The 20,000-nt window shown below is 74.1% G+C and carries 15 protein-coding genes; 3 read left to right on the top strand and 12 right to left on the bottom strand.

Annotation, left to right across the window (positions count from 1 at the left end):
* Positions 1–23 precede the first annotated feature (23 nt).
* The 8 genes from ACWD0J_RS29640 to ACWD0J_RS29605 form a co-directional block, all read right to left on the bottom strand.
* Positions 24–827 carry a class I SAM-dependent DNA methyltransferase gene (locus tag ACWD0J_RS29640; RefSeq protein WP_451498919.1) on the bottom strand — a complete coding sequence of 268 codons (804 nt, stop codon included), beginning with the start codon at positions 825–827 and terminating at the stop codon, positions 24–26.
* A complete protein-coding gene (locus ACWD0J_RS29635; RefSeq protein ID WP_451498918.1) occupies positions 824–2,083 on the bottom strand; it encodes an MFS transporter in 1,260 nt (419 codons plus the stop codon). The genes ACWD0J_RS29640 and ACWD0J_RS29635 overlap by 4 nt, the downstream gene beginning before the upstream one ends.
* On the bottom strand, positions 2,067–3,125 hold the full coding sequence (locus ACWD0J_RS29630; RefSeq protein WP_451498917.1) for a dipeptide epimerase: 1,059 nt from the start codon (positions 3,123–3,125) through the stop codon (positions 2,067–2,069). Before ACWD0J_RS29630 ends, ACWD0J_RS29635 begins: the two co-directional genes overlap by 17 nt.
* Entirely contained in the window at positions 3,122–4,210 is a 1,089-nt protein-coding gene (locus ACWD0J_RS29625) for a PLP-dependent cysteine synthase family protein (RefSeq protein WP_451498916.1), read from the bottom strand. Before ACWD0J_RS29625 ends, ACWD0J_RS29630 begins: the two co-directional genes overlap by 4 nt.
* Positions 4,207–5,043 carry a Rossmann-like domain-containing protein gene (locus ACWD0J_RS29620; protein ID WP_451498915.1) on the bottom strand — a complete coding sequence of 279 codons (837 nt, stop codon included), beginning with the start codon at positions 5,041–5,043 and terminating at the stop codon, positions 4,207–4,209. Before ACWD0J_RS29620 ends, ACWD0J_RS29625 begins: the two co-directional genes overlap by 4 nt.
* Positions 5,040–6,296: an ATP-grasp domain-containing protein gene (locus ACWD0J_RS29615; RefSeq protein WP_451498914.1), complete on the bottom strand. Its 1,257-nt coding sequence runs from the start codon at positions 6,294–6,296 to the stop codon at positions 5,040–5,042. The genes ACWD0J_RS29620 and ACWD0J_RS29615 overlap by 4 nt, the downstream gene beginning before the upstream one ends.
* Before the next feature lie 324 nt (positions 6,297–6,620).
* Positions 6,621–7,790 carry a hypothetical protein gene (locus ACWD0J_RS29610; protein WP_451498913.1) on the bottom strand — a complete coding sequence of 390 codons (1,170 nt, stop codon included), beginning with the start codon at positions 7,788–7,790 and terminating at the stop codon, positions 6,621–6,623.
* Positions 7,791–7,804: 14 nt separating this feature from the next.
* Positions 7,805–11,365, bottom strand: coding sequence for an NACHT N-terminal Helical domain 1-containing protein (locus ACWD0J_RS29605; RefSeq protein WP_451498912.1), 3,561 nt, complete (start codon positions 11,363–11,365; stop codon positions 7,805–7,807).
* A gap of 396 nt (positions 11,366–11,761) precedes the next feature.
* Here ACWD0J_RS29605 and ACWD0J_RS29600 point away from each other — a divergent pair, with 396 nt between their 5' ends.
* The 3 genes from ACWD0J_RS29600 to ACWD0J_RS29590 are packed head-to-tail and all read left to right on the top strand — an operon-like array spanning position 11,762 to position 16,541.
* Positions 11,762–14,065, top strand: a complete 2,304-nt coding sequence (locus tag ACWD0J_RS29600; protein WP_451498911.1) for a tetratricopeptide repeat protein — start codon at positions 11,762–11,764, stop codon at positions 14,063–14,065.
* A complete protein-coding gene (locus ACWD0J_RS29595; RefSeq protein ID WP_451498910.1) occupies positions 14,062–15,264 on the top strand; it encodes a hypothetical protein in 1,203 nt (400 codons plus the stop codon). Before ACWD0J_RS29600 ends, ACWD0J_RS29595 begins: the two co-directional genes overlap by 4 nt.
* Positions 15,261–16,541 (top strand): alpha-glucoside ABC transporter substrate-binding protein, encoded by a 1,281-nt coding sequence (locus ACWD0J_RS29590; RefSeq protein ID WP_451498909.1) that lies wholly within the window; start codon positions 15,261–15,263, stop codon positions 16,539–16,541. The genes ACWD0J_RS29595 and ACWD0J_RS29590 overlap by 4 nt, the downstream gene beginning before the upstream one ends.
* 9 nt (positions 16,542–16,550) lie before the next feature.
* Here ACWD0J_RS29590 and msrB read toward each other — a convergent pair whose 3' ends face one another.
* The 4 genes from msrB to ACWD0J_RS29570 form a co-directional block, all read right to left on the bottom strand.
* Positions 16,551–16,958 carry a peptide-methionine (R)-S-oxide reductase MsrB gene (gene msrB, locus ACWD0J_RS29585; protein WP_451498908.1) on the bottom strand — a complete coding sequence of 136 codons (408 nt, stop codon included), beginning with the start codon at positions 16,956–16,958 and terminating at the stop codon, positions 16,551–16,553.
* 23 nt (positions 16,959–16,981) lie between these two features.
* Positions 16,982–18,373, bottom strand: a complete 1,392-nt coding sequence (gene murC / locus ACWD0J_RS29580) for a UDP-N-acetylmuramate--L-alanine ligase (RefSeq protein ID WP_451498907.1) — start codon at positions 18,371–18,373, stop codon at positions 16,982–16,984.
* A gap of 107 nt (positions 18,374–18,480) precedes the next feature.
* A complete protein-coding gene (locus tag ACWD0J_RS29575; protein WP_451498906.1) occupies positions 18,481–18,954 on the bottom strand; it encodes an indole-3-glycerol phosphate synthase in 474 nt (157 codons plus the stop codon).
* A gap of 229 nt (positions 18,955–19,183) precedes the next feature.
* Positions 19,184–19,978: a pyrimidine reductase family protein gene (locus ACWD0J_RS29570; protein WP_451498905.1), complete on the bottom strand. Its 795-nt coding sequence runs from the start codon at positions 19,976–19,978 to the stop codon at positions 19,184–19,186.
* Positions 19,979–20,000 lie beyond the last annotated feature (22 nt).

Raw genomic sequence — 20,000 nt, 5'->3', positions numbered from 1 at the left:
GACGGGTCCTTGGGTGTGGTGGGTCAGCGGGTGGGGTGCAGGCGGGCGACGAGGTGCAGCCGGTCCCCGTCGGTCGTCCGGCCGGGCATGTCGCCCTCCTGCCACGGGGGTTCGGTGCGCGGGCCGGGGCCGTCGTGGAGGTCGAGGACCTCGAATCCGAGCGCGGTGAGGTGGTGGCGCAGCTCCAGCGGGAGCAACAGCCTCCAGGCGGAGCGCTGTTCGACCGGTGGTGAGCCGTCGTCGGCGGTCCAGACCCGGCGGCGGCGCAGCAGGTGCGCGGTGCGGTCCACGGACAGGGTGGTGGTGGAGCGGAAGTGGGTGCCCCGCCAGGTGAAGGCGTGGACGGCCGGGGTGTCGAGGAGGTCCGTACGGCCCAGGAAGTAGGCGCCGTTGCGCATCTCCGCGACGAGCAGTCCGTCCGGGGCGAGGGCGCGGCGGCAGGAGGCGAGGAAGCCGTCGAGCTGGGCGTCGGTGTGGCAGTACAGCAGGGAGCTGTCCAGGCACACAACCGCGTCGAAGGCGGAGGGGCCGAAGTCGAAGCCGTGCAGGTCGGCCCGGACGTACGCGGGTCCCGGGTGATGCGCGCGGGCGTGCGCGAGCATCGCCTCCGACAGGTCGGCGCCGGTCACCGTACGGCCCGCGCCGTGCAGGTGGGCGGCGTCGCGGCCGGTCCCGCAGCCCATGTCGAGCACCCGCGGCCCGGCCCCGTGCCGGCGCAGGCATTCCTCGGCCCACCGCCCGGCGAGCCGCTCGGGGTCGGGGAAGCGGGCCTCGTACAGCTCGGGGTTGTCGGTGAGGAGGTTGCCGGTCGGGACGTCGTTCGTCACGCGTTGCTCCTCTCCCCGGCCGGGGCGGGCACGGCCGGCACGGCGGCGGGCAGTGCTCCGCGCCGGTGCAGCCACGCCACGCCGCCCGCCGACGCGACTCCGAAGAGGGCGCAGCACGCCCACGGCAGCCAGTTCGCGCCGGTCCGCTCCCCGGTGTCCATGGCCCAGCCGACGACCGCGTTGCCCACGGCGGCGGCGATGCCCGAGACGACGTAGAAGATCCCGAAGTAGGTGCCGGTCAGTCCGGGCCGGCCGAAGCCGGGGATCAGGTCCATCACGAACGGCGAGGCGATCATGACGCCGAGGTACAGCAGCAGGGCGCCCAGCAGGACGGGGACGGCGTCGAGCAGGCCGCCGGACGCCGAGCCCGCCACGAACGCAGGGGGCAGGAAGGCCAGCCCCATCACCGCGAGCCCCACGGCGATCCAGCGCGCCTTGTCCCCCCGATCTTTGAGCGAGCGGGTGATCCGCAGCTGGAGGGCGAGGTTGGTGAGGGTGCCGACGAGGAAGACGAGGCCGGCCGCGCCGTCCCAGCCGGTGGCCTGCCGGGCGCCCTCGGGCAGCAAGAGGTACAACTGGTTCTCCAGGGTGAACATGCCGACCATGGCGAGCGCGAACGCCATGAAGGCACGGTTGCCGACGACCTCCCGCCAGTCCGCGAGGACCCCGCCCCCGCTCGGCTCGACCGCCCGCGCGGGCAGCACCATGGCCTGCGCGACGGTGAGGACCGCGAAGATGCCCGCGGCGGTCAGCGCGGACGTACGGAAGTCGACGAGCAGCAGCGCGCTGCCCAGCAGCGGACCGATCAGCGCGCCGGTGGTGGCGAACACGTTGAACAGGGCGAACGCCTCCGCCCGGCGCTCCCCCGCCTCCTGCGCGAGGTAGGCGCGCACGGCCGGGTTGAACAGGGCCCCGGCGAGCCCGCTGAGCACGGACGCGGCGAGCAGCACCGCCAGCCCGTCGCCGAGCGCGAACAGCGCGAACCCGACCGTGCGCAGGGCGCACCCGGCGATGATGACGCCCCGCGCGCCCAGCCGGTCGGCCGCGGAGCCGCCGATGATGAACAGCCCCTGCTGGCTGAGGTTGCGCACCCCGAGGACGACGCCGACGACGGCCGCCGACATGCCCAGGTTGTCGGTGAGGTGGGTGGCCAGGTACGGGATGAGGAGGTAGAAGCCGGTGTTGACGCCGAGCTGGTTGACCAGGAGCAGCCGCACCGCGAGCGGGAATCCGCGCATCTCACGCCACGTCTTCATGCGCGAGCACCACCTCTTCGACGCCGAGCCCCGGAAGGTCACCGGTGCGTACGACACCGTCGGCGCCGCCGATCCCCGACCACGGGTCGCGGGCCAGCAGCAGGTGCCCGTCGAGGTCGGCCCAGCGGGCGCGGTCGGCGAGGTGGACGGCGGGGGCGAGGCCGAGGGTGCTGGCGGTGAGGCAGCCCAGCATCAGCGCGGTGCCGCTGCCCTCGATCGCCTCGGCGATGCGCAGCGCCGCGTGGACCCCGCCGCACTTGGCGAGCTTGACGTTGACGCCGTGGACGCGTCCGGCGAGACGGCGCACGTCCGCCAGGCCGACGGCGTCCTCGTCGGCGATGACGGGCAGCGGCGAGCGTGCGGCGAGGGCGGCCAGCGCGTCCGGGTCGCCGGGTGCGAGGGGCTGTTCGACGGCTTCGACGCCGAGCTCGGCGAACCTGGGCAGCAGGGCCGTCGCCTGTGCCGTGGTCCAGGCGCCGTTGGGGTCGAGGAGCAGCCGGACGCCGGGGGCCGCGTCGCGGACGACGCGTACGCGCTCCACGTCGTCCTCGGGGTCGGGGGCACCCGCCTTGATCTTGAGGACCTGGAAACCGCGGGCGGCCAGGCGCCGGGCCTCTGCGGCGGCGTGCGCGGGCGAGGTGATGCCGAGGGTGCGGGCGGTCGCGGCCACGGGTGGCGCGGACGCGCCGAGCAGGCGGTGGACGGGCAGGCCCGCACGCTTCCCGGCGAGGTCGAGGAGCGCGGACTCCACGGCGGCGGTGACAGCGGGCGGCACGGCCCTGTCTGCCGCCAGCTCCCCGGCCCGCAGGGCCTCCAGCGCGCTCTCCGGATCGGCGAAGCGGGTCAGGTCGACGGCCGTGAGGAGGCGCAGGAGGGTGTCGGTGTCCAGACCGTAGTACACGCTGGTGACGGCCTCGCCGTGGCCGTGCAGTCCGTCGTGTCCGATGCCGAGCCACACCGCGTCGCGTGCCGACATCGTGGAGCGGGAGATGCGCAGCGGCTCGGCGAGTTCGAGGCGCACCGTGCGCAGGCTGGCCTTCACGGGGTCCCTTCCAGAGGGGAGAGGCTGGTCAGCGGGTCGGCGACCCTCGTGCAGCGCACCCACCCGGTGGCCTCGGCCGCGTACGGGTGCGGTATCTCCACGGGCCGGGTGGCGGCGGTTGCGGGGTCGAGGCCGTGGCCGGTGGTGAAGTCGTCGTCGTAGACGGTGCCGAGGTAGCGGTGCGGGCCGTCGGGGAAGACGGTGGCGACGACCGCTCCCGGGTGGACCCGGGCCGCCCAGGCGGCGACGCGGGCGGCGGCCCCCGTGCTCCAGCCGCCGCTGACGAAGCTGCCGCGGGCCAGCCGGCGGCAGCTGTCGACCGCTTCGGCGGGGCCGACCCAGTGGACCTCGTCGAAGGCGTCGTAGGCGACGTTGCGCGGGTGGATGCTGCTGCCGAGGCCGCGCATCAGCCGGGGCCGGGCGGGCTGGCCGAAGATGGTGGAGCCGGTGGCGTCGACGCCGATGAGCCGCAGCGCGGGCCAGTGCCGGCGCAGCGGGCCGATGACGCCCGCGCTGTGCCCGCCGGTGCCCACGCTGCACACCAGCACGTCCAGGTGGTCGAGCTGGGCGGTGAGTTCGGCGGCGAGGGAGGCGTATCCGGCGGTGTTGTCGGGGTTGTTGTACTGGTCGGGCCAGTAGGCGCCGGGGAGTTCGGCGAGCAGCTCCCGCAGGCGGGCGAGCCGGGCCGCCTGCCAGCCGCCCTGGACGGCCGGGCGGTCGACGACATCGAGGCGGACACCGTGGGCGCGCAGCAACTGCCGCATGGACGGCTCCAGTTCGCGATCGCCGACCAGCACGATCGGGTGCCCGAGCGCCTGGCCCGCGAAGGCGAGCCCGATGCCGAGGGTGCCGGAGGTGGACTCCACCACCGGGGCGCCCGGCCGCAGTTCGCCGCGCTGACGGGCGCCCAGCAGCATCGACACGGCGGCCCGGGCCTTCATGCCGCCGGCCGCGAGTCCTTCGAGTTTGGCCCAGAAGCCGGGGTGGGCGCCCGGCAGGCCGGTGGTGATCCGCACCAGCGGGGTCCGGCCGAGGAGGGCCAGCAACTCCGGTCGTGCGGTGGGGCGTACGGCGGTCGTGGTCATCGCTCGCCTCCGGTGTCCCGGTACTGGTGGATGACTCCGGGCCCGCCGTCCAGCCAGAAGAAGGGGTACGGCTCCGCGCACACCGCGCTCACCCCGTGGCCGAGGAGGCGGGGCAGGACGGCACTGCCGGTCTGGGCGAACACCACCAGCGGCTTGCCGCGGCGCAGCGCGTGCTCCCGCAGTGGTTCGAAGGTGCCGTTGCCGAGGGTCATGCCGGAGACGAGCAGCGCCTCGCAGCGATCGGCGGCGGTGAGCGCGTCGGTGACGACCGGCTCGCCCCACTCCGTCGTGCCGCCCTTGAGATCGCACGGCACATAGCGCAGGCCGCGCGAACGCAACGCTTCCAGCAGCGAGTTGACGACGCCCACCACCAGTACGCGGGCACCGGCCGGCAGGTCGAGCAGCTCGACGACCGCCCGCGCCCGCGCCCGGGACTTCTCCAGGGACGACCCGGCGGGCAGCGCGACCGGCGTGGCCCCACGGGCCGCGGTGTGCGGGCCGATGTGCATGAGGTACGCGTCGAGGGCGGCCACGCGGACCGGCGGCAGCGGGTGGCCGAGGAGCCGGTCCACCTCCGCGCCCACGCAGTCGTCCAGCGCGCTCTCGGGAAGGCTGCCGGGTTCCACCGCGCAGGAGCCGACGGCCTCGCCGAGGCGCAGGCTGAGCACCTCGTTGCGGTAGCCGGTGCCGCGCCCGTCGTGCCGTACGGCCTGCCGGGTGGTGAAGGCGACGGCGATCCGCAGGGTGCGCGGGTCGGGGCCGAGGGCGCCCGCGCGGACCCGGTCCACGAGCGCGTCGTACGTCCGGCAGGGCTGGGCGTCGACGGCGGTCATCGGATCACCAGCCCTGCGCGCAGCCCGGTCAGCAAGGACTCGACGCGGTCGCGGGCGCCGGGGCCGGCGGGGTCGCCGGCCATGACGTGGCCGAGGTACTCGTTGTTGCTGCCCGCCGCCTTCACGGCCGTACCGGGTTCGGCGAGCTGGAGCTCCAGCACGTCGGACAGGCCCCGCAGCTGGCTTCCGTCGAGGGCTTCGAGGGTGCCCGCGCGCTCCGGTACGAGGAAGCCGATGGCGGCGCTGCGCAGCCCGGTGTCGGTGCGCCGCAGGTCGGGGGCGTGGCCCAGGGCGACGTCCACGCAGGCGGCGGCGAGGTCGATGCCGGTGACATGGCGGACCAGCTCGGTGATGCGGTTGCCGGCCGGGCGGGCGTTGACCTCGACGACGCGCGGTCCGGCACCGGTCAGCTTGATCTCGGTGTGCGCCACCACGCCGTCGACCAGGTCGAGCGCCTTGAGCGCGGCCAGGGCGGTCTGTTCGGCGGCCTCGGTGTCGGCGGAGGTGAGCGCGGCGGGGAACATGTGGCCGGTCTCGATGAAGGCGGGCGCTCCGCCGACACTCTTGTCGGTCACGCCGACCACGTGCACCGCGCCGGCGTACGACACGGTCTCCACGCTCACCTCGGGGCCGTCCAGCAGCTCTTCGAGGAGCACGGCGGGGGTGCGGCGCTGGCCGCGCGCGTTGACCGGGAAGCCGGCCAGCGCCCGTACCGCGGTTGTGAGTTGGGCCTCGTCGTCCACGCGGCGCACGTACATGCCGGCGCACAGGTCGACGGGCTTGACGACGAGCGGGTAGCCGATGTCCCGTGCGGCGCGCGCGAGGTCGGCGAACTCCTCGTGCACGGCGAAGCGCGGGCCGGGCAGACCGGCGTCGGCGAGGATCCGGCGGGTGGCGTCCTTGCGGCAGGCGTTCCCGACCGCCTCGGGGCCCGGTCCGGGCAGACCCAGACGGTCGGCGATCCGGGCCGCCGTCGGCAGGTAGTAGTCGCAGGACGTGAGCACGCCGTCGAAGCCGAGCACCGTGTGCAGCCGCTCGACCTCGGGCAGCAGGGTCTCGGTGTCGTTGGTGTCGGCGGTGATGACGTGGCGGGCGCCGAGCAGGGGGTGCGCGGTCCCCTCGGGCGCCGAGCGCAGGTAGTGGTGCAGGTCGCGGGTGAGGAACGTGAACGCGTGCCCACCCTCCCGGATCGCCCGGGGCAGCAGCCTGCTCATCGATCCGACCCAGCTCTCGACCACCAGCAGATGAGCCACAACTCCCCTTTTCGTGCCATCAGTTCAGACGTCAGGGCAGCCCGGCGCACCCCTGCGCCGAAGGGGACCGGGCGTTACGGAGAGACACGCTAGCGATAATCATTTTCATTTACTAGCCCATGACGACACCTCGTCCGGAAACGCACGGGACACGGGGCATCGGGCGCAGTCCGCTGGGCGCGGGGCAGGAGGCCGGTGACCGGCGGCCGGTAGCCGGTGGCTGGTGGCTGGTGGCTGGTGGCCGGTCACCCACGTGTACCGCCTGACGGCCCGCCGGGACCGAACGGCAGGGAGCCGCCGGAGTCAGGGAGCTGGGAGCCGGAGTCAGGGAGCCATGGTCGCGGCGAGTACGGCCGCCACCTCCGGGTGCCCCCAGTACGCGGAATGCGTCCACAGCCCGGTGCGGGCCAGATGGGGCACGGGCACGTCCACCGGCGCGGTGTCGTCGTGCAGCCGGTACAGGCGGGTCGCGGCGAACGCCAGGACGTCGAGCGGCTCCCAGAGGTTGGTCCAGCGGCGCAGCGTCGGCGGCAGGCGCACGGGCTCCGTGCCGTCGTACGGGGCGAGCCGGCCGCCCCGGGGGTCGCAGACGTGGAACAGGGCGGACTGCGAACCGAAGGTGAGCAACTGCCCGGTCCACAGGGGCTCGTCGGCGGTCGCCATGTCGACGGCGACGACCCCGCCCAGACTGTGCGCGGCGATGCGCACCGGCCGGTCCGGGCCGCGCCCGAGCGCCGGGTCCACGGCGTCGATCGTGGCGCGCACCCGCGCGTGGACGGCCGCCTGGTGCCGCTGGTAGACGAGGACGTCACCGACGAACCGTGCGGTGCCGGGGCCGACACGGGAGCGCAGGGCATGGTTCAGCCGGCGCGCGGCGGCCTGCACCGCCGCACCGGCGACCCGGTCGAGATCGCTCAGCCGGCGTCGTACCAGCGCCCGCAGCCGGGCGTCCTCGTCGGCGTACGAGCGCACCTCGAAAGCGGCTTCGTGGGCGTCGAGTTCCGTCAGGACGTCGGCGAGTGCCGCGCCCACCTCACGCAGGAGTCCCGGGTCGTCGGTCCTGCTCAGCCAGCGGGTGCCGGACCACATCTGCGCGACCACGTCCAGGAGTTGACCGGGATCGCGCTCGGCTCCGGGTCCGGCCCGCAGTCCGTCGTCGGGGGCGTCCAGGTCGTCGGCGCGTGCGCGGGCACCGGCCGCCACGTGCGGCCACTGCTGCCGTACGTCCACCACGTCCGTCACATCCACCACGTCCGCCGTGTCCGCCGGCTCCGGGCCGGTGACGGGGTCCGCCTCGCCGGCGGCGTCGTCGCGCAGCGTGCCGGGCAGCGCGGGCAGGGTGACGGCGAAATGCGTGTCGTCCGCGCCCAGGTCACCCCAGTAGACCGGTACGAGGTCGACACCGGAGGCCTTCTGCAGTGCGGTCACGGCGGCCACGAAACCGTCGCGGTCGCGGTTGCCCACACCGTGGATGACGAAGACCGGGTCTGTCATGCGGTGACACTCCTCTACGCGCTCGGGGCGGGAACCTGGCTGACGGTGGCCGCGGGGCTGCCGTACACGGCGTAGGCGAGCCAGGTCGGGTCTCCGTGCTGGTCGCGGATCGCCTGGCGGGCCGCCAGCGTCGCCCGGCCCAGCGGTTGCCGCCCGGCGATCAGCTGATCGTAGAACGCCTCGGAGAACTGGAGTGCCGACCGCGACCTCACCGGCCACAGCGTGCCGATGAACGCTCCCGCGCCCGCTCTCAGGAACTGCTGCGCCCACCCCAGGTCCGCGCCGAACCAGTCGATCTCACCGGCGCTGCGGCAGGCGTTGAAGAACACCAGCGGATGGTTGTCCCGGAGACTGCGCAACTCGGCGGCGAAGGACAGGTCGATGGGGTCGAAGGGGCCGTCGGCCATGGTCACGCGTGATCCGCCGGGGCCGAAGGCGTTGTGGCAGGCGAAGTGCAGCAGTCCGACCCCGCCCCCTTCGATGAGGCGCGTGAGCGCGGCCCGTTCGGTGAGCACGCCCAGGTCGCCGACGGACGGACCGATCCGCGCCCGCACCGCACGGATCTCCTCCTCGGTGTCGGCGGGCGAACCCGGGGGCACGACGAAGGCGGCGCCCGGAAGCCGGAAGCTGCGCACCCGGTCCTGCCCGAACACCCGGCGCACCACGGGAAGCCATTCGGCGAGGAAGCCGCCGTCGTCCTGGTCCTTGCTCAGCGGATACATCAACTCCCAGGGGACGACGTCCTGTTCTCCGAGCACCGTGAACGACGTGACGTGGTCGCGCTGCTGCCAGAACTGCTCCTGCACGGCCCTCGGGACCACGGAGGACCACAGCTGCACGCCGTGGTTGCGCAGCCGGTCGCGCAGGTACGACGGGTCCTCCGTCCGCCTGCCGGCGGCCGCGGCCTTCAGTTCCGCCTGGATGAGCCCGGCCGCCTGAGCGGGGTCGCCGGCCCGGAAGCGGTGGGTCTCCGGCGCGTAGCAGGTCTCGCCGAGCAGCTGGAAGCTGAACGTCCCGGCCATCTCGTCCCTCAGCACCTGCAGGGTGACCTCGCCCGGGTCGAACGCCACCGAGGGCAGCGGCACCGACCGTCGGGGGCCGTCCCGGGTGACCCCGCCGGGTTCGACGGAGACCTGGCAGCGCAGCTCCCCCAGGAAGCTGCCGCCCCGGAACGCCCGGACGGTCACCTCGTGCAGTCCGGGGACGTCGGCCTTGAAGAGGAAGCGCAGGACGTCGGAGTCCTGGCGCGGACGCACCGTCAGTTCCTGGTGGAGGTCGCTCAGCGCACGCAGCCCCACGGCGTGCACCGTGATCCCCAGCACCGCGCCCTCCTCGGGGATCCGGAAGGCCCGCAGCGGCGCGCCGGGTCCGGCCGCCCCGCAGACGACCTGCACATGGAGGGGCAGGGTGCGCCCCTGGGCCGTCTGCTCCGCGAGCTCCGTCACCAGACGGCGGGGTTCCTCCGCGCCGGTTCGCTCGTCGGACACCTGCCGCTGCGCCGGGGGCAACGCCTGGGCCCATGCGCCGGCCGGTGCCGGTCCGTAGGAAGGAACGGCCGAGTCCGGTGCGAGGGCACACCCCGCCTGCCCCGGCGCGTCCGTCCGAGGGGCGGAACCCGCCTGCCCCGGCGCCGAGCCGACAGGCCGTCGCCCGGACTGCGCCCTGTCGTGATCGGCGTCCGGTCTCGTCGGGCGTGCGTCGACACCGGATCGCTCACCGGCGTACGGCGACGCCTCCGGCTCCGGCTCCGACTGCAACTCCGGCTCCGGCTCCGGCTCCGGCTCCAGGTCAGCCTCCGACTCCGACTCCGGCTCCGGCTCCGGCAACGGCAACGGCTCCGCCCCCCACCCCGGCTGCGGCTCCACCCCCCACCCCGGCTGCGACTGCGGCATCCCGTACCCGCGCCACTCGCCCTGACCAACCCCACCCCCACCCCCGTCCCTGTCCCTCTCCCTCTCCCTCTTCCTCTCTCCGCCCCGGATGTCCTCTCCTGCCCGGTCCCCGGACGCCGCGTGCCGGCGCAGGTCCTCGCCGACCAGTGCCGCGAGGTCGAAGTAAGCCCGGTACACCCCCGACCGCACCCGGCCGAGGTCGATCTCGGCGCCGGCCGCGAGATGTTCGTCGAACGGGACGGTCACCACGCCCCGGCAGCGCGCCTCGAAGTACGCCACCATCCGGTCGACCTTGACGGTCCGGGACGTCCTGCGGACACCGGACACCACGACGAGGGACCGCCGCACCAGGTCGGCGTAACCGTGGCCGGCGAGCCAGTCCAGCGTGTTGCCAGTGCCGACCGCCCCGTCCACCGACGGCGCGGTGACGAACACGACCTGGTCGGCGAGGGTCAGCGCTCCGTGCATCGCGCTGTGCAGCAGCCCCGTTCCGCAGTCGGTGAGGATGATCGGGTACTGGGTGCCGAGCGCCTCGACCACCGCCCGGTAGTCCGCGCCGCCGAAGACGACGGACTCTCCCGGATCGATGTCATTGGCGATGACCTCCAGGCCGGACTCGGTGCGTGAGGTGAAGCGGCGGAAGTCCGGGTAGGAGTCGAGCCGCGGCAGCGCCCGCACCACGTCGCGGACGGTCGCGGACGTCTCCCGGGCCAGCCGGCCGCCGAGCGTCCCGCCGTCCGGGGTGGCGTCGAGCGCCAGGATCCGGTCCGTGCGCTCCGCCGACAGGACGCTGCCCAGCGCGGCCGTGGTCGTGGTCTTCCCGACGCCTCCCTTGAGGCCGACGACCGCGATCCGGTAGCAGGACAGGACAGGCGTACGGATGAGGGCGAGCTTGCGCTGTTCCTCCGCCGCGGCGGCCCGCCGGCCCGGCAGCAGCCGGCCGACCGCCCCGCGCCCGCGGTGCCGCACCCGCGGTGTGCGCCGCGCCCGCAGCAGACGGTCCGCGCTGAGCCCCGCCGGATCGGCCGGCCCGCGCGCGTCCCCGCCCGGGGAAGGCGGCGGCGCACCGGGGAAGGGCGGAGGCGGAGACTCACCCGGCGAGGGCGAGGACGGAGGCGGGGACTCACCCGGCGAGGGCGGCGGTGGCCCGCCCCGGCCAGGCGGCGGCCCGCCCCGGCGCAAGGCCTCGACGGTCACGGCCAGTTCCCGGCTCTGGCGGGCGAGCGCCTGCGGCACATAGGCCGAACGCACGCTCAGGAAGTGCAGCACGTGCAGGCAGATGAGGTGCAGCAGGGTCGAGTAGAGGGCGGTGGCGTCCGGACCGAGCCCTTCGGCCGCGCCGGGTGCCAGTGCGCGCAACCGGTCCGCCAGTCCGCCCGGCCGCAGCGCCACGGCCTGTACGTCGCTCAGCCGGACGCTGCCCAGTTCCAGCAGGGTGGTGGCCAGGGCGTCGGTGACCGCCGCGTAGGCGTCGGCGTCCATCGCGGGGGCGTCCGGCCGCGCGTCCGCCGCCTTGCGCACCTGCTCGGCGAGGAGGTGGCGGATCTCCCTCTCGACGCGCTCTGCGTCCGGTCCCGGGAGCGAGAGCTGTGCGGCCAGCGGGACGGGCCGGTCCGTGGGAAGTCCGGCGCCGGCGCTCGCGGCGAACAGCCGTCGCACCAGGTGCGGGACCGTGTCGGACACCGCTCGCGTCATCGGCGATGCAGGCAAAGCCTCCATGTCACTCCCCGGGACCCCCGTGAACTCTGTGACGGAGACTACCCGTTGAGTGCCGCCCGGCAGACGGGACGACCGGACACCCAGCGCCGCCGCCCGCCACCGACGTCACCCGTCACCGCTCACCGCCACAGCTCGCGGTGCGGCGGATCCGGCCCGCGTACCGCCCTCTCGACGATCACGTCGTTGACGCCGGAGCCGGAGATGATGACGAAGAGGTCCTCGGGGGGCGTCGCCAGGGGCTGGTGCCCCCGAACCGGGGAGGTCGCGAGGCAGTGACACCGGCCGGGGATGACTTGGACACACCACCTCCTCATGCGGCACGGGGGACATTTCCGGCCCGCGCGTCTATCCTGAGGAGACATGGAGGGGGCTACGGGGATGGACGCGTCCGGTGAACCGCCGGATTCCGACGGGCCGTTCGGGCAGCTCGTCGTGATGGCCCCCTATCTGCGGGCCGCCCACGTGAAGCTTCCCGAGGAGAGTCCCGACCCGGGCCTGCTGCCCACGATCACCCTGCTGGAGCGGGCCGCGTCGCGCGGCGCCGACCCGGACGGGCTCCCGTTGCCGCCGGGACAGCTGCTGGCCGGGCAGTACCGGCTGATCCGATCGCTCGGCTACGGCGGCATGGGCGAGGTCTACCTGGCGCTCGACACCGAGGTCGACGACCGCGAGGTCGCCATCAAGATCCTGCACCCCGGCCAGGCGGCGGGCGCCCTGGTCCGGGAACGGCGGGCGCTGGTCGACCTCAACCACGACGACATCATCCGGGTGTTCAACTACGGCCATCACCCCGAGGTCGGCGACTTCCTCGTCCTGCAGTACGTGGACGGGCTCACGCTGGAGGAGGTACGGGCCCGGGCCCAGGTCAACCCCGCCGAGTTCGGCGGCAGCCGCTTCCATGAGTTCGTGCTCGCCTACGGAGTGCGCATCCTCGCCGCGCTCGGCCATCTGCACGACGGCCGGCTCGGCAAGGTCTACGGCGACCTGAAACCGGACAACGTGATGCACGACGGCACCACGACGAAGATCGTCGACGTGGGAAGTGTCCGCGCGGCCGGCCTGCCCGGCCCCACCACGGAGGGGTTCCGCGCCCCGACCGTCGGCCCGAACGGCGAATCCACCGGCCAGGACGACCTGTTCAGCCTCGGCGAGACACTGCGGCGGCTGAGCGGTCTGGGGCGCTCGCCCAAGGATCTGGCGGAGCTGGGCTCGCTGGGCATGCTCAGCGGGCTGGACACGCCCGCCGACCCCGACGACCCCGCGTTCCCCGAGGCGCACGGGATGACGGCACCCGCTCCCCGCGGGCTCGGCCTCCTGTCGCTCGCCCGCGTCCTGCACCGCGCCACCTGCGCCGAGCAGGCCGAACGGTTCGCCACCGCACGCGAGATGGAGGATCAACTGCGCGGCGTCTTCAGGGAGCTGCGGTCCCTGCGCACCGGGACGGAGACCTTCGAACCGTCGCCGCTCTTCCTCCAGTCGCCGTACGCTCTCGACGGCGAGCTGGGGTCCGCGCCGCCCCCGGCACGCTGGGCCACGCCGGACACCCCGACGGCGTTCGCGCCGCCGTCGCCCACCGAGGTCGCGCGGCGGCTGCCCGTCCCCCGGCCGGATCCGGACGACGCCCACCACGCGGAGCTGAGCAGGCTGGCCGACGCCGCTCCGGAGGCGCTGCTCCAGCACACCGGGGACTGGCGGGAGTCAGCGGAGGTCCATCTGCTGCGCTGCCGCGTACGGTTGCGGGCTTCCGGCGGCGGAACCGACGACGCCCTGCGGGAGTTGAGATCCGCCGAGGCGCTGATCGGGCCGGAGCGTGCCCCGTACGACTGGCGGCTCGACTGGCACCGCGGGCTGCTCGCGCTCGCCCGCAGCCATGTGACGGCGGCGCGGCGGCACTTCGACCGGGTGTACGCGGCCCTGCCGGGTGAGTACGCGCCCAAGCTCGCGCTCGGCTACTGCGCCGAACTCCTGGGCCGCTGGCACGAGGCGCTGACCTTCTACGAGGCGGTCCGGCTGCGCAACCCGTCGCTGGGCGGCGCGGTGTTCGGCGCGGTGCGGGCCAGCCTCGCGCTGGGCGGCGAACGGGCCCGCGACGACGCCGTACGCGCTCTCGACGCGGTGCCGCAGCACTCACGGCACCGCACCGCCGCCCGTACGGCCGCCGTCCGCGTCGGAGTCGAGCACGTGCGCACCGCCGAACGCGCCGACGAGGTCGCCGAGCGGCTGCGCGAGGTGCTGGAGCGGCTGGCCCGGCTCTTCCACGCCCACGGGCTGACGGACGAGCAGGCCAGGGTCCGGATGACGGCGGAGGTGTGGGAGACCGTGCGGTACGCCCTCGCGCGCGGCGCCCTCAGCCCGCCGGGCCTGGCCGCGCTGGCCGCCGTCGCCGACGTACGGCTCGGGCTGCCGTCCGGCGAAGCCGGCCTGCGCCGGGACCTGTCCCGGCTGTATCTCGCCCTCGCCCACCAGGCCGCCCGGTCCCCCGCCCCCGAGGACGCGGCCGTCGCCGAGACGCTGCTCGACCGCGCCTACGAAGTCCGCCCGCCGGCCTTCCGACACCACAGGGACAGCCCATGGCTCGGGAAACGGCTCACCGACTGGCTCCGGACGATCGCCCTCGCGTCGTCGGCGAAGACCACGAAGAGCCGCCGGACGGCCCACGGGTGAACCGGGGGAGGCGGCCACGCGCGGGTGCCGGTACGCGCTTACGTCCTCCGCGCGGTGCCCGGGCCGTCCTCGCCGTCGCCGCCGAACTCGCCCGCCGCGTCCGGCGCTACCTGTGGCCGACCGCGTCGGGCCGCCGCAACCGGGTGTTCCTGCGGGACCGGCTCGTCGCGCTGCCGCTGCTCGCCGTGGTCGGGTTCGGCGCGTTCGGCTGGGCCTACGCGGACGTACGGGGAGACTCGGCGTATCTGCGGGACCGGCTGGCGCCCGCGCTGGTGGGGCTCGCGGACGCCAGGGCCTCGCTGTTCGTCGCGCAGGGCGAGGCCGAGCGGATCCTGGGCGACGAACAGGCGGCGAGGATCGGCACGCTGAGCGAGCGGTACCGGACCCGGGTGGCACGGGCGACGCAGAGCCTGAACCAGGTGGCGCGCAGCGGAGCGCTCACGGTGGCCGAGGAGCAGGAACTGCGTGTGGTGTCCGCGCTGGTCGTGGACTTCACGGGGGAGATCGGCGAGGCCCAGCAGACCGACGACCCGGTCCTGCGAGAGGCCGGCCTGGCGTCCGCGCACAGCATGCTCTGCTCCGCTCCGGACTCCGAGGCGCACCGCCGGGAACGCTACCCGCCGTGCCCGGCCACGACCGACTCCGGCGTGACCTCGATCGAGGACCTGGTGTCGGGGCTGGAGCGGCAGCTGCGCGAACGGCTCGCGGACCGGGCGGGCTGGGGCGACGGCGTCCTGGCCGCCGCCGCGGTGTCCGGGCTCGCCTTCACGCTGTTCACCGTCGGGCTCTGGCGCACCCTGGCCTTCCTGCGCCACCGCTTCCGGATCCGGCTGAGCATTCCGCTGGCGGCCGGCGCCCTGCCGCTGCTCGCCGTCCCGCTCCTGACGGCGGACGCGCTGCTCGCGCAGCACGCGCAACGGGAGACCCTCCCCGTGGCGGACACCCTCGCCAGGGGAACCTCGCCCGCGACGGAGACGGTCGCCGAGGACTACCCGTTCCGCACCCCGCCCCCGCAGGCCATCGGGGTACTGGGCGACCGGATCGACGACGGTCTCGCCGACGGACGCCTCGCCTTCCTCGACGGGACCGCCCCCTTCGTGTTCCCGGCGGGCCTGGCCGGCGCCGGCCTGATCGGCGGCGCCCTGCACGTCTACCGCCGCGAGTACCTCGTGGTGACCCGTCCGGGAGCCGCCGTATGAGTCAGGGTCCGAGCCGTGTCCTGCGCGCCCTGCTGACGGCCGTCTGTCTGCTCGCCCTCGTCCCCGGCTGCTCCACCGGGACCCCCGCTCCCCTGGTCGTCCTGGGCCCGTGGACCGGTGCGGAGGGCGAGGCGTTCGAGAACGCGCTGGAGCGGCTCGACGACGGGACGGGCCGGACGTACGCCTACGAGGGCACCCGCTCGCTGCGCGAGACGCTCGTCTCGCAGCTGGAGGCCGACGACCCGCCGGACGTGGCGATCCTCAACAGCATCGGCGAACTCACCGAATACGCCCGCCGCGATCAGCTCAAGCCGCTCGCCCAGCAGGCCGCCGAACGCGCCTACCCGCCGTGGGCGCCGACGCTGCTGGTGGACAACAAGCGCCGCCCCTACTGGGTGCCGCTGAAGGTCGACCTGAAGAGTCTGGTGTGGAGCAAGAAGGGGACGCCGGACGACGGCCCCCGCTGGTGCGTGGGCCTCGCCTCCCAGGCCACCACGGGCTGGCCCGGCACCGACTGGATCGAGGACATCCTGCTCCACCAGGCGGGCCCGACCCGCTACGAGGAGTGGGCCACCAGCAGGCTCAGCTGGCGCGATCCGGCCGTCCGGCGGGCGTGGACGACCTGGGGCCGGCTGCTCGGCGACCGTTCCGCCGAGTCGGTGGAGCAGTCCCTCACCACGTCGTACGAGGGCTCCCCCGGGGCCCACGCGCCGCGCGGCCTGCTCGACTCCCCCGGCTTCGACTGCACCCACGAGCACCAGAGCGCGTTCATCCGGTACCTGTACGCGGGCGACGACATCCAGGTGCAGTCGTCGGCCCGCTTCCTGGGGGGACCGGCCGAGTACCGCGACACGTACGAGGTGGCCGGTGACATGGCCGCCGTCTTCAGCGACGACCCCGCGGCCCAGGAACTGGTGGAGCGGCTGTCGAGCCCGGCCGGGCGGGCGCGCTGGCGAGCGGAGGCGGACCCGGCGGTGCGCCCGCTGTTCCCGAACCCGACCGGGCCGACGCCGGCGGATCCCGTCGAGCGGAAGATCGACACCCTGCTCACCTCGGGCGCCCGCAGCCTCTGCTTCGACGCGTCGGACGTCATGCCGCCCGAGCTGCGGGACGCCTTCCACCGCGCGGTCATCGAGTTCTTCCGCAACCCCCCAAAGGCCGATCTCACCCTGCTGCTGGAGCAGTTGGACACGGTGCGCGCCCAGGTGGACGAGCAGTCACCGGACGACCGCTCGTTCCGTCCGCCGGAGAACCTGTGCGCGAGCCCCGGAGGGTGACCCCGCGGCTCAGTCCTCCCGCGGGGTCAGCCGCAGCGAGATGGAGTTGATGCAGTACCGCTGGTCGGTCGGCGTCGGATACCCCTCGCCCTCGAACACGTGCCCGAGATGCGATCCGCACCGCGCACACCGCACCTCGGTCCGCACCATCCCGTGGGACCGGTCGGCGATCAGCTCCACCGCGTCGGTGTCCTTCGGGTCGTAGAAGGACGGCCAGCCGCAGTGGGACTCGAACTTCGTGGTCGAGGTGAACAGTTCGGCGCCGCAGGCGCGGCAGGAGTAGACACCCTCGGTCTTGGTGTCCGTGTACTCGCCGGTGAAGGCGGGCTCCGTCCCCGCCTTGCGCAGGACGGCGTACTCGGACGGGGTCAGTTCCGCGCGCCACTGCTCGTCCGGCTTCTCTACGTCGTACGACATGTCGGCCAACCCCTTGCTTCCGTTTACCTCTGGGCCAGACGGTCCAGGATCCGCGGGCCCAGGTCCGTCACGTCACCCGCGCCCATGGTGAGAACGAGATCACCGGGCTTCGCCATTCCCGCGACGAGCGCCGGCACCTCGTCCTGGCCGGCCACCGCCGTCACGTCGGCGCCCGCGGCACGGGCCGCGGCGACGACCAGGGCGCTGGTCACCCCCGGGAGGGGGTCCTCGCGGGCCGGGTAGATGTCGAGGACGACCGAGGAGTCCGCCAGGGACAGGGCCTCGCCCATCTCCTTGCCCAGCTCCTGGGTGCGGGAGAACAGGTGCGGCTGGTAGACGACCAGGATCCGGGCGTCACCGACCGCGTCGCGCATCGCCTCCAGGTCGGCCGTCATCTCGGTCGGGTGGTGGGCGTAGGAGTCGACGACCTGCACGCCCGCCGCCTCGCCCTTGAGCTGGAGGCGCCGCTTCACACCGGTGTACGCGCCCAGGGCCTGGGCCAGCGCCCCGGGCGGCAGGCCCAGGGCGGCGCCCGCCACCAGCGCGGCCACCGCGTTGTGCGCGTAGTGCCGGCCGGGCACGGAGACCGCGAAGGTGAGTTCCTCGCCGTCCAGGACGACCGTGACCTCGCTCTTCAGGCCCTGCGCCCGCACCGACAGGATCCGTACGTCGGCGTCCTCGGACTCCCCGTAGGTCACCGTCCGCACCGATCCGGCCAGCCGCCGGGTCAGCTCCCGCGCGCCCTCGTGGTCCGCCGTGATCACCAGCGTGCCGCCGGGCACGATCTTGCCCGCGAACGTCTCGAAGGACTCGTAGATCTCGTCCATGGAGGCGTAGTTGGCGTGGTGGTCGAGCTCCACGTTGAGGACGATCGCGACCTCGGGGGCGTACGTGTGGAAGCTGCGGTCCGACTCGTCCGCCTCGGCCACGAAGATCTCGCCGTCGCCGTGCAGGGCGTTGGAGCCGGGGGTGTCCAGATCGCCGCCGATCGCGTACGACGGCTTCAGACCCAGCTCGCTCAGCGACACGGCCAGCATCGACGTGGTCGTGGTCTTGCCGTGGGTGCCGGCGACCGCGATCGGACGCAGACCGTCCATCAGGCGGGCGAGCGCGTCCGAACGGTGGACCACCGGGATGCCCAGCTCGGCCGCCCGCGTCAGCTCCGGGTTGTCGGCCCGGATCGCCGACGAGACGACGACACAGGTGGCGTCGTCCGCCAGGTGCTCCGCCGCGTGCCCGACGTGCACGGTCGCGCCCAGCGCGCGCAGCGCCTCGGCGGTCGCGGACTCCTTCGCGTCGCTGCCCGCCACCTTCGCCCCGCGCTGCGCGAGGATCTTCGCGATCCCCGACATCCCGGCGCCGCCGATGCCGATGAAGTGCGGTCGGTCCATGGCGGTAGGAAGGCCGGGTGCCATGCGCGTTTCTCCCCAAGTGGTACGTGGCTGAGCGCGCCCGGGCAACGGACGCGCCCCCAGCCTATTGCGTGCGGCGGCCGACCCCGGTGAGGGGCGCCGCCCCGCCCCTACGCCTTGCTGTGCGAGAAGAGCTTCAGCACCGGCACCCCGACCTTGTGCCGCGCCCGGGACGCCCAGTCCCGGTGGAAGAACTCCTCCACGTAGTGGGGATCCGTCAGCACGATCACCTCGTCGGCGCCGGTCTCGTCGACCAGCGACTTGAGCACGTCCAGCGGATGGTCCTCGATCAGCTTGCCCGCGGCCTCGCTGCCGGCCGCGCGCAGGGCTCTCAGGGACACGTCGAGGGCCTGCTCGGCGGGACCTCGCGCCTCCTGGCCCTGCGGGGTCTCATGCTCCCGGGCGGCCTCGTCGAGTTCGCCGAGCGCGACGTCGTCGATGGCGCGCAGCAGCCGGTCGGCCTGGTCGCCGCGCGGTTGCAGCAGGACGTAGAAGGCGACCTGCTCGTCCCCGTGCAAGGTGGTGACGAACTCCACGTCGGCGGACGTCAGGGCTTTCTCGATCATCAAAACGCTTGTGAACACCAGGCGCCCCTTCTCCTTCGAAGACCGGCGGGTCTTCTCTCCTCCGCGAGCCGTGTGCCCGGCCCTCGCGGGAACCATCCTGCCCCGAGATCGCACGGGTACTGCCGGACTCAGTGTGCCCGCCGGAGAATGAAACGGAACGGCGGATTCCGCCGATGTCGGGACAGCGGGGCGATCGGCCCCTTTTCGGGCGAGCGGTACCTGGCGAGCGGTACCGCCGGGGGCGGGCTCAGGATCGCCGGTACCGGCTGAACAGGAAGCCCTCCTCCTCCAGCAGGGACGCCAGGACGAACCGCTGCGGCACCGCGACCGACGGCCCGCCGGCGATGCGCTGCGCGTCCCCCGCGGTGAGCAGCGGGGCCACGGTCAGGCAGAGCTCGTCCAGCACCCCGGCGGCCACCAGCTGGCCGAGCAGGCGCGGACCGCCCTCGGTGAGCAGCCGGGTGTGCCCGAGCCCGGCGAGGGCGCTCACCGCACGGGCGGGCTCCACGCCGACGCCGTCCCCGGCGGTCACCACCCGGGCACCCGCCTTCTCGGCCGCGGCGATCCGGTCCGGGGGAGCCGCGGCGCCCGTGAGGATCAGGGTGGGGACCAGGGGCGAGGTGTACAGCGGGAGCGAGAAATCCAGGTCCAGACCGGCGCTGACCACCGCGATCGCGGGTGCGGGCCCCTGCCCCGCGGCTTCCCGCAGCGGTGCGAACTCCGCCCGCGCGCGGGCCGGACGGTACCCCTCCTGGCGTACCGTCTCCGCGCCGACGACCACGACGTCCGCGAGGGCCCGCAGGGTGCCGAAGACGCGCATGTCGGCCGCGCTGGAGATGGGGTGCGAGCGGCCGTCGTGCTGGCCGGCCCCGTCGAGCGTGGAGACCATGTTGGCCCGCAGCCAGACCCCGGGCCCGCCGGACCCGGCCTCCGGCCCGGGCGCCGGATAGGCGTAGGCGTCGGCCAGCTCCGCGAGGGACCACTCGGCATCCTCCCGGGCGCGGGCCGCTGTCTCTTCGGTCACAGGGAACAGGCGTCGCATGCCGTGCAGTGTTCCACGCGGG

The organism is Streptomyces sp. NPDC003011 (genome assembly GCF_053591515.1).
Note: the sequence above shows the minus strand (reverse complement) of the source record. Positions and strands in the feature narration are given on the sequence as shown.

Bases quoted from the DNA above. Each gene is read 5' to 3' on its own strand.
- ACWD0J_RS29635 (WP_451498918.1), bottom strand. From the start codon at position 2,083: ATGAAGACGTGGCGTGAGATGCGCGGATTCCCGCTCGCGGTGCGGCTG.
- ACWD0J_RS29625 (WP_451498916.1), bottom strand. From the start codon at position 4,210: ATGACCACGACCGCCGTACGCCCCACCGCACGACCGGAGTTGCTGGCC.
- ACWD0J_RS29620 (WP_451498915.1), bottom strand. From the start codon at position 5,043: ATGACCGCCGTCGACGCCCAGCCCTGCCGGACGTACGACGCGCTCGTG.
- ACWD0J_RS29610 (WP_451498913.1), bottom strand. From the start codon at position 7,790: ATGACAGACCCGGTCTTCGTCATCCACGGTGTGGGCAACCGCGACCGC.
- ACWD0J_RS29600 (WP_451498911.1), top strand. From the start codon at position 11,762: ATGGAGGGGGCTACGGGGATGGACGCGTCCGGTGAACCGCCGGATTCC.
- ACWD0J_RS29590 (WP_451498909.1), top strand. From the start codon at position 15,261: ATGAGTCAGGGTCCGAGCCGTGTCCTGCGCGCCCTGCTGACGGCCGTC.
- msrB (WP_451498908.1), bottom strand. From the start codon at position 16,958: ATGTCGTACGACGTAGAGAAGCCGGACGAGCAGTGGCGCGCGGAACTG.
- murC (WP_451498907.1), bottom strand. From the start codon at position 18,373: ATGGCACCCGGCCTTCCTACCGCCATGGACCGACCGCACTTCATCGGC.
- ACWD0J_RS29570 (WP_451498905.1), bottom strand. From the start codon at position 19,978: ATGCGACGCCTGTTCCCTGTGACCGAAGAGACAGCGGCCCGCGCCCGG.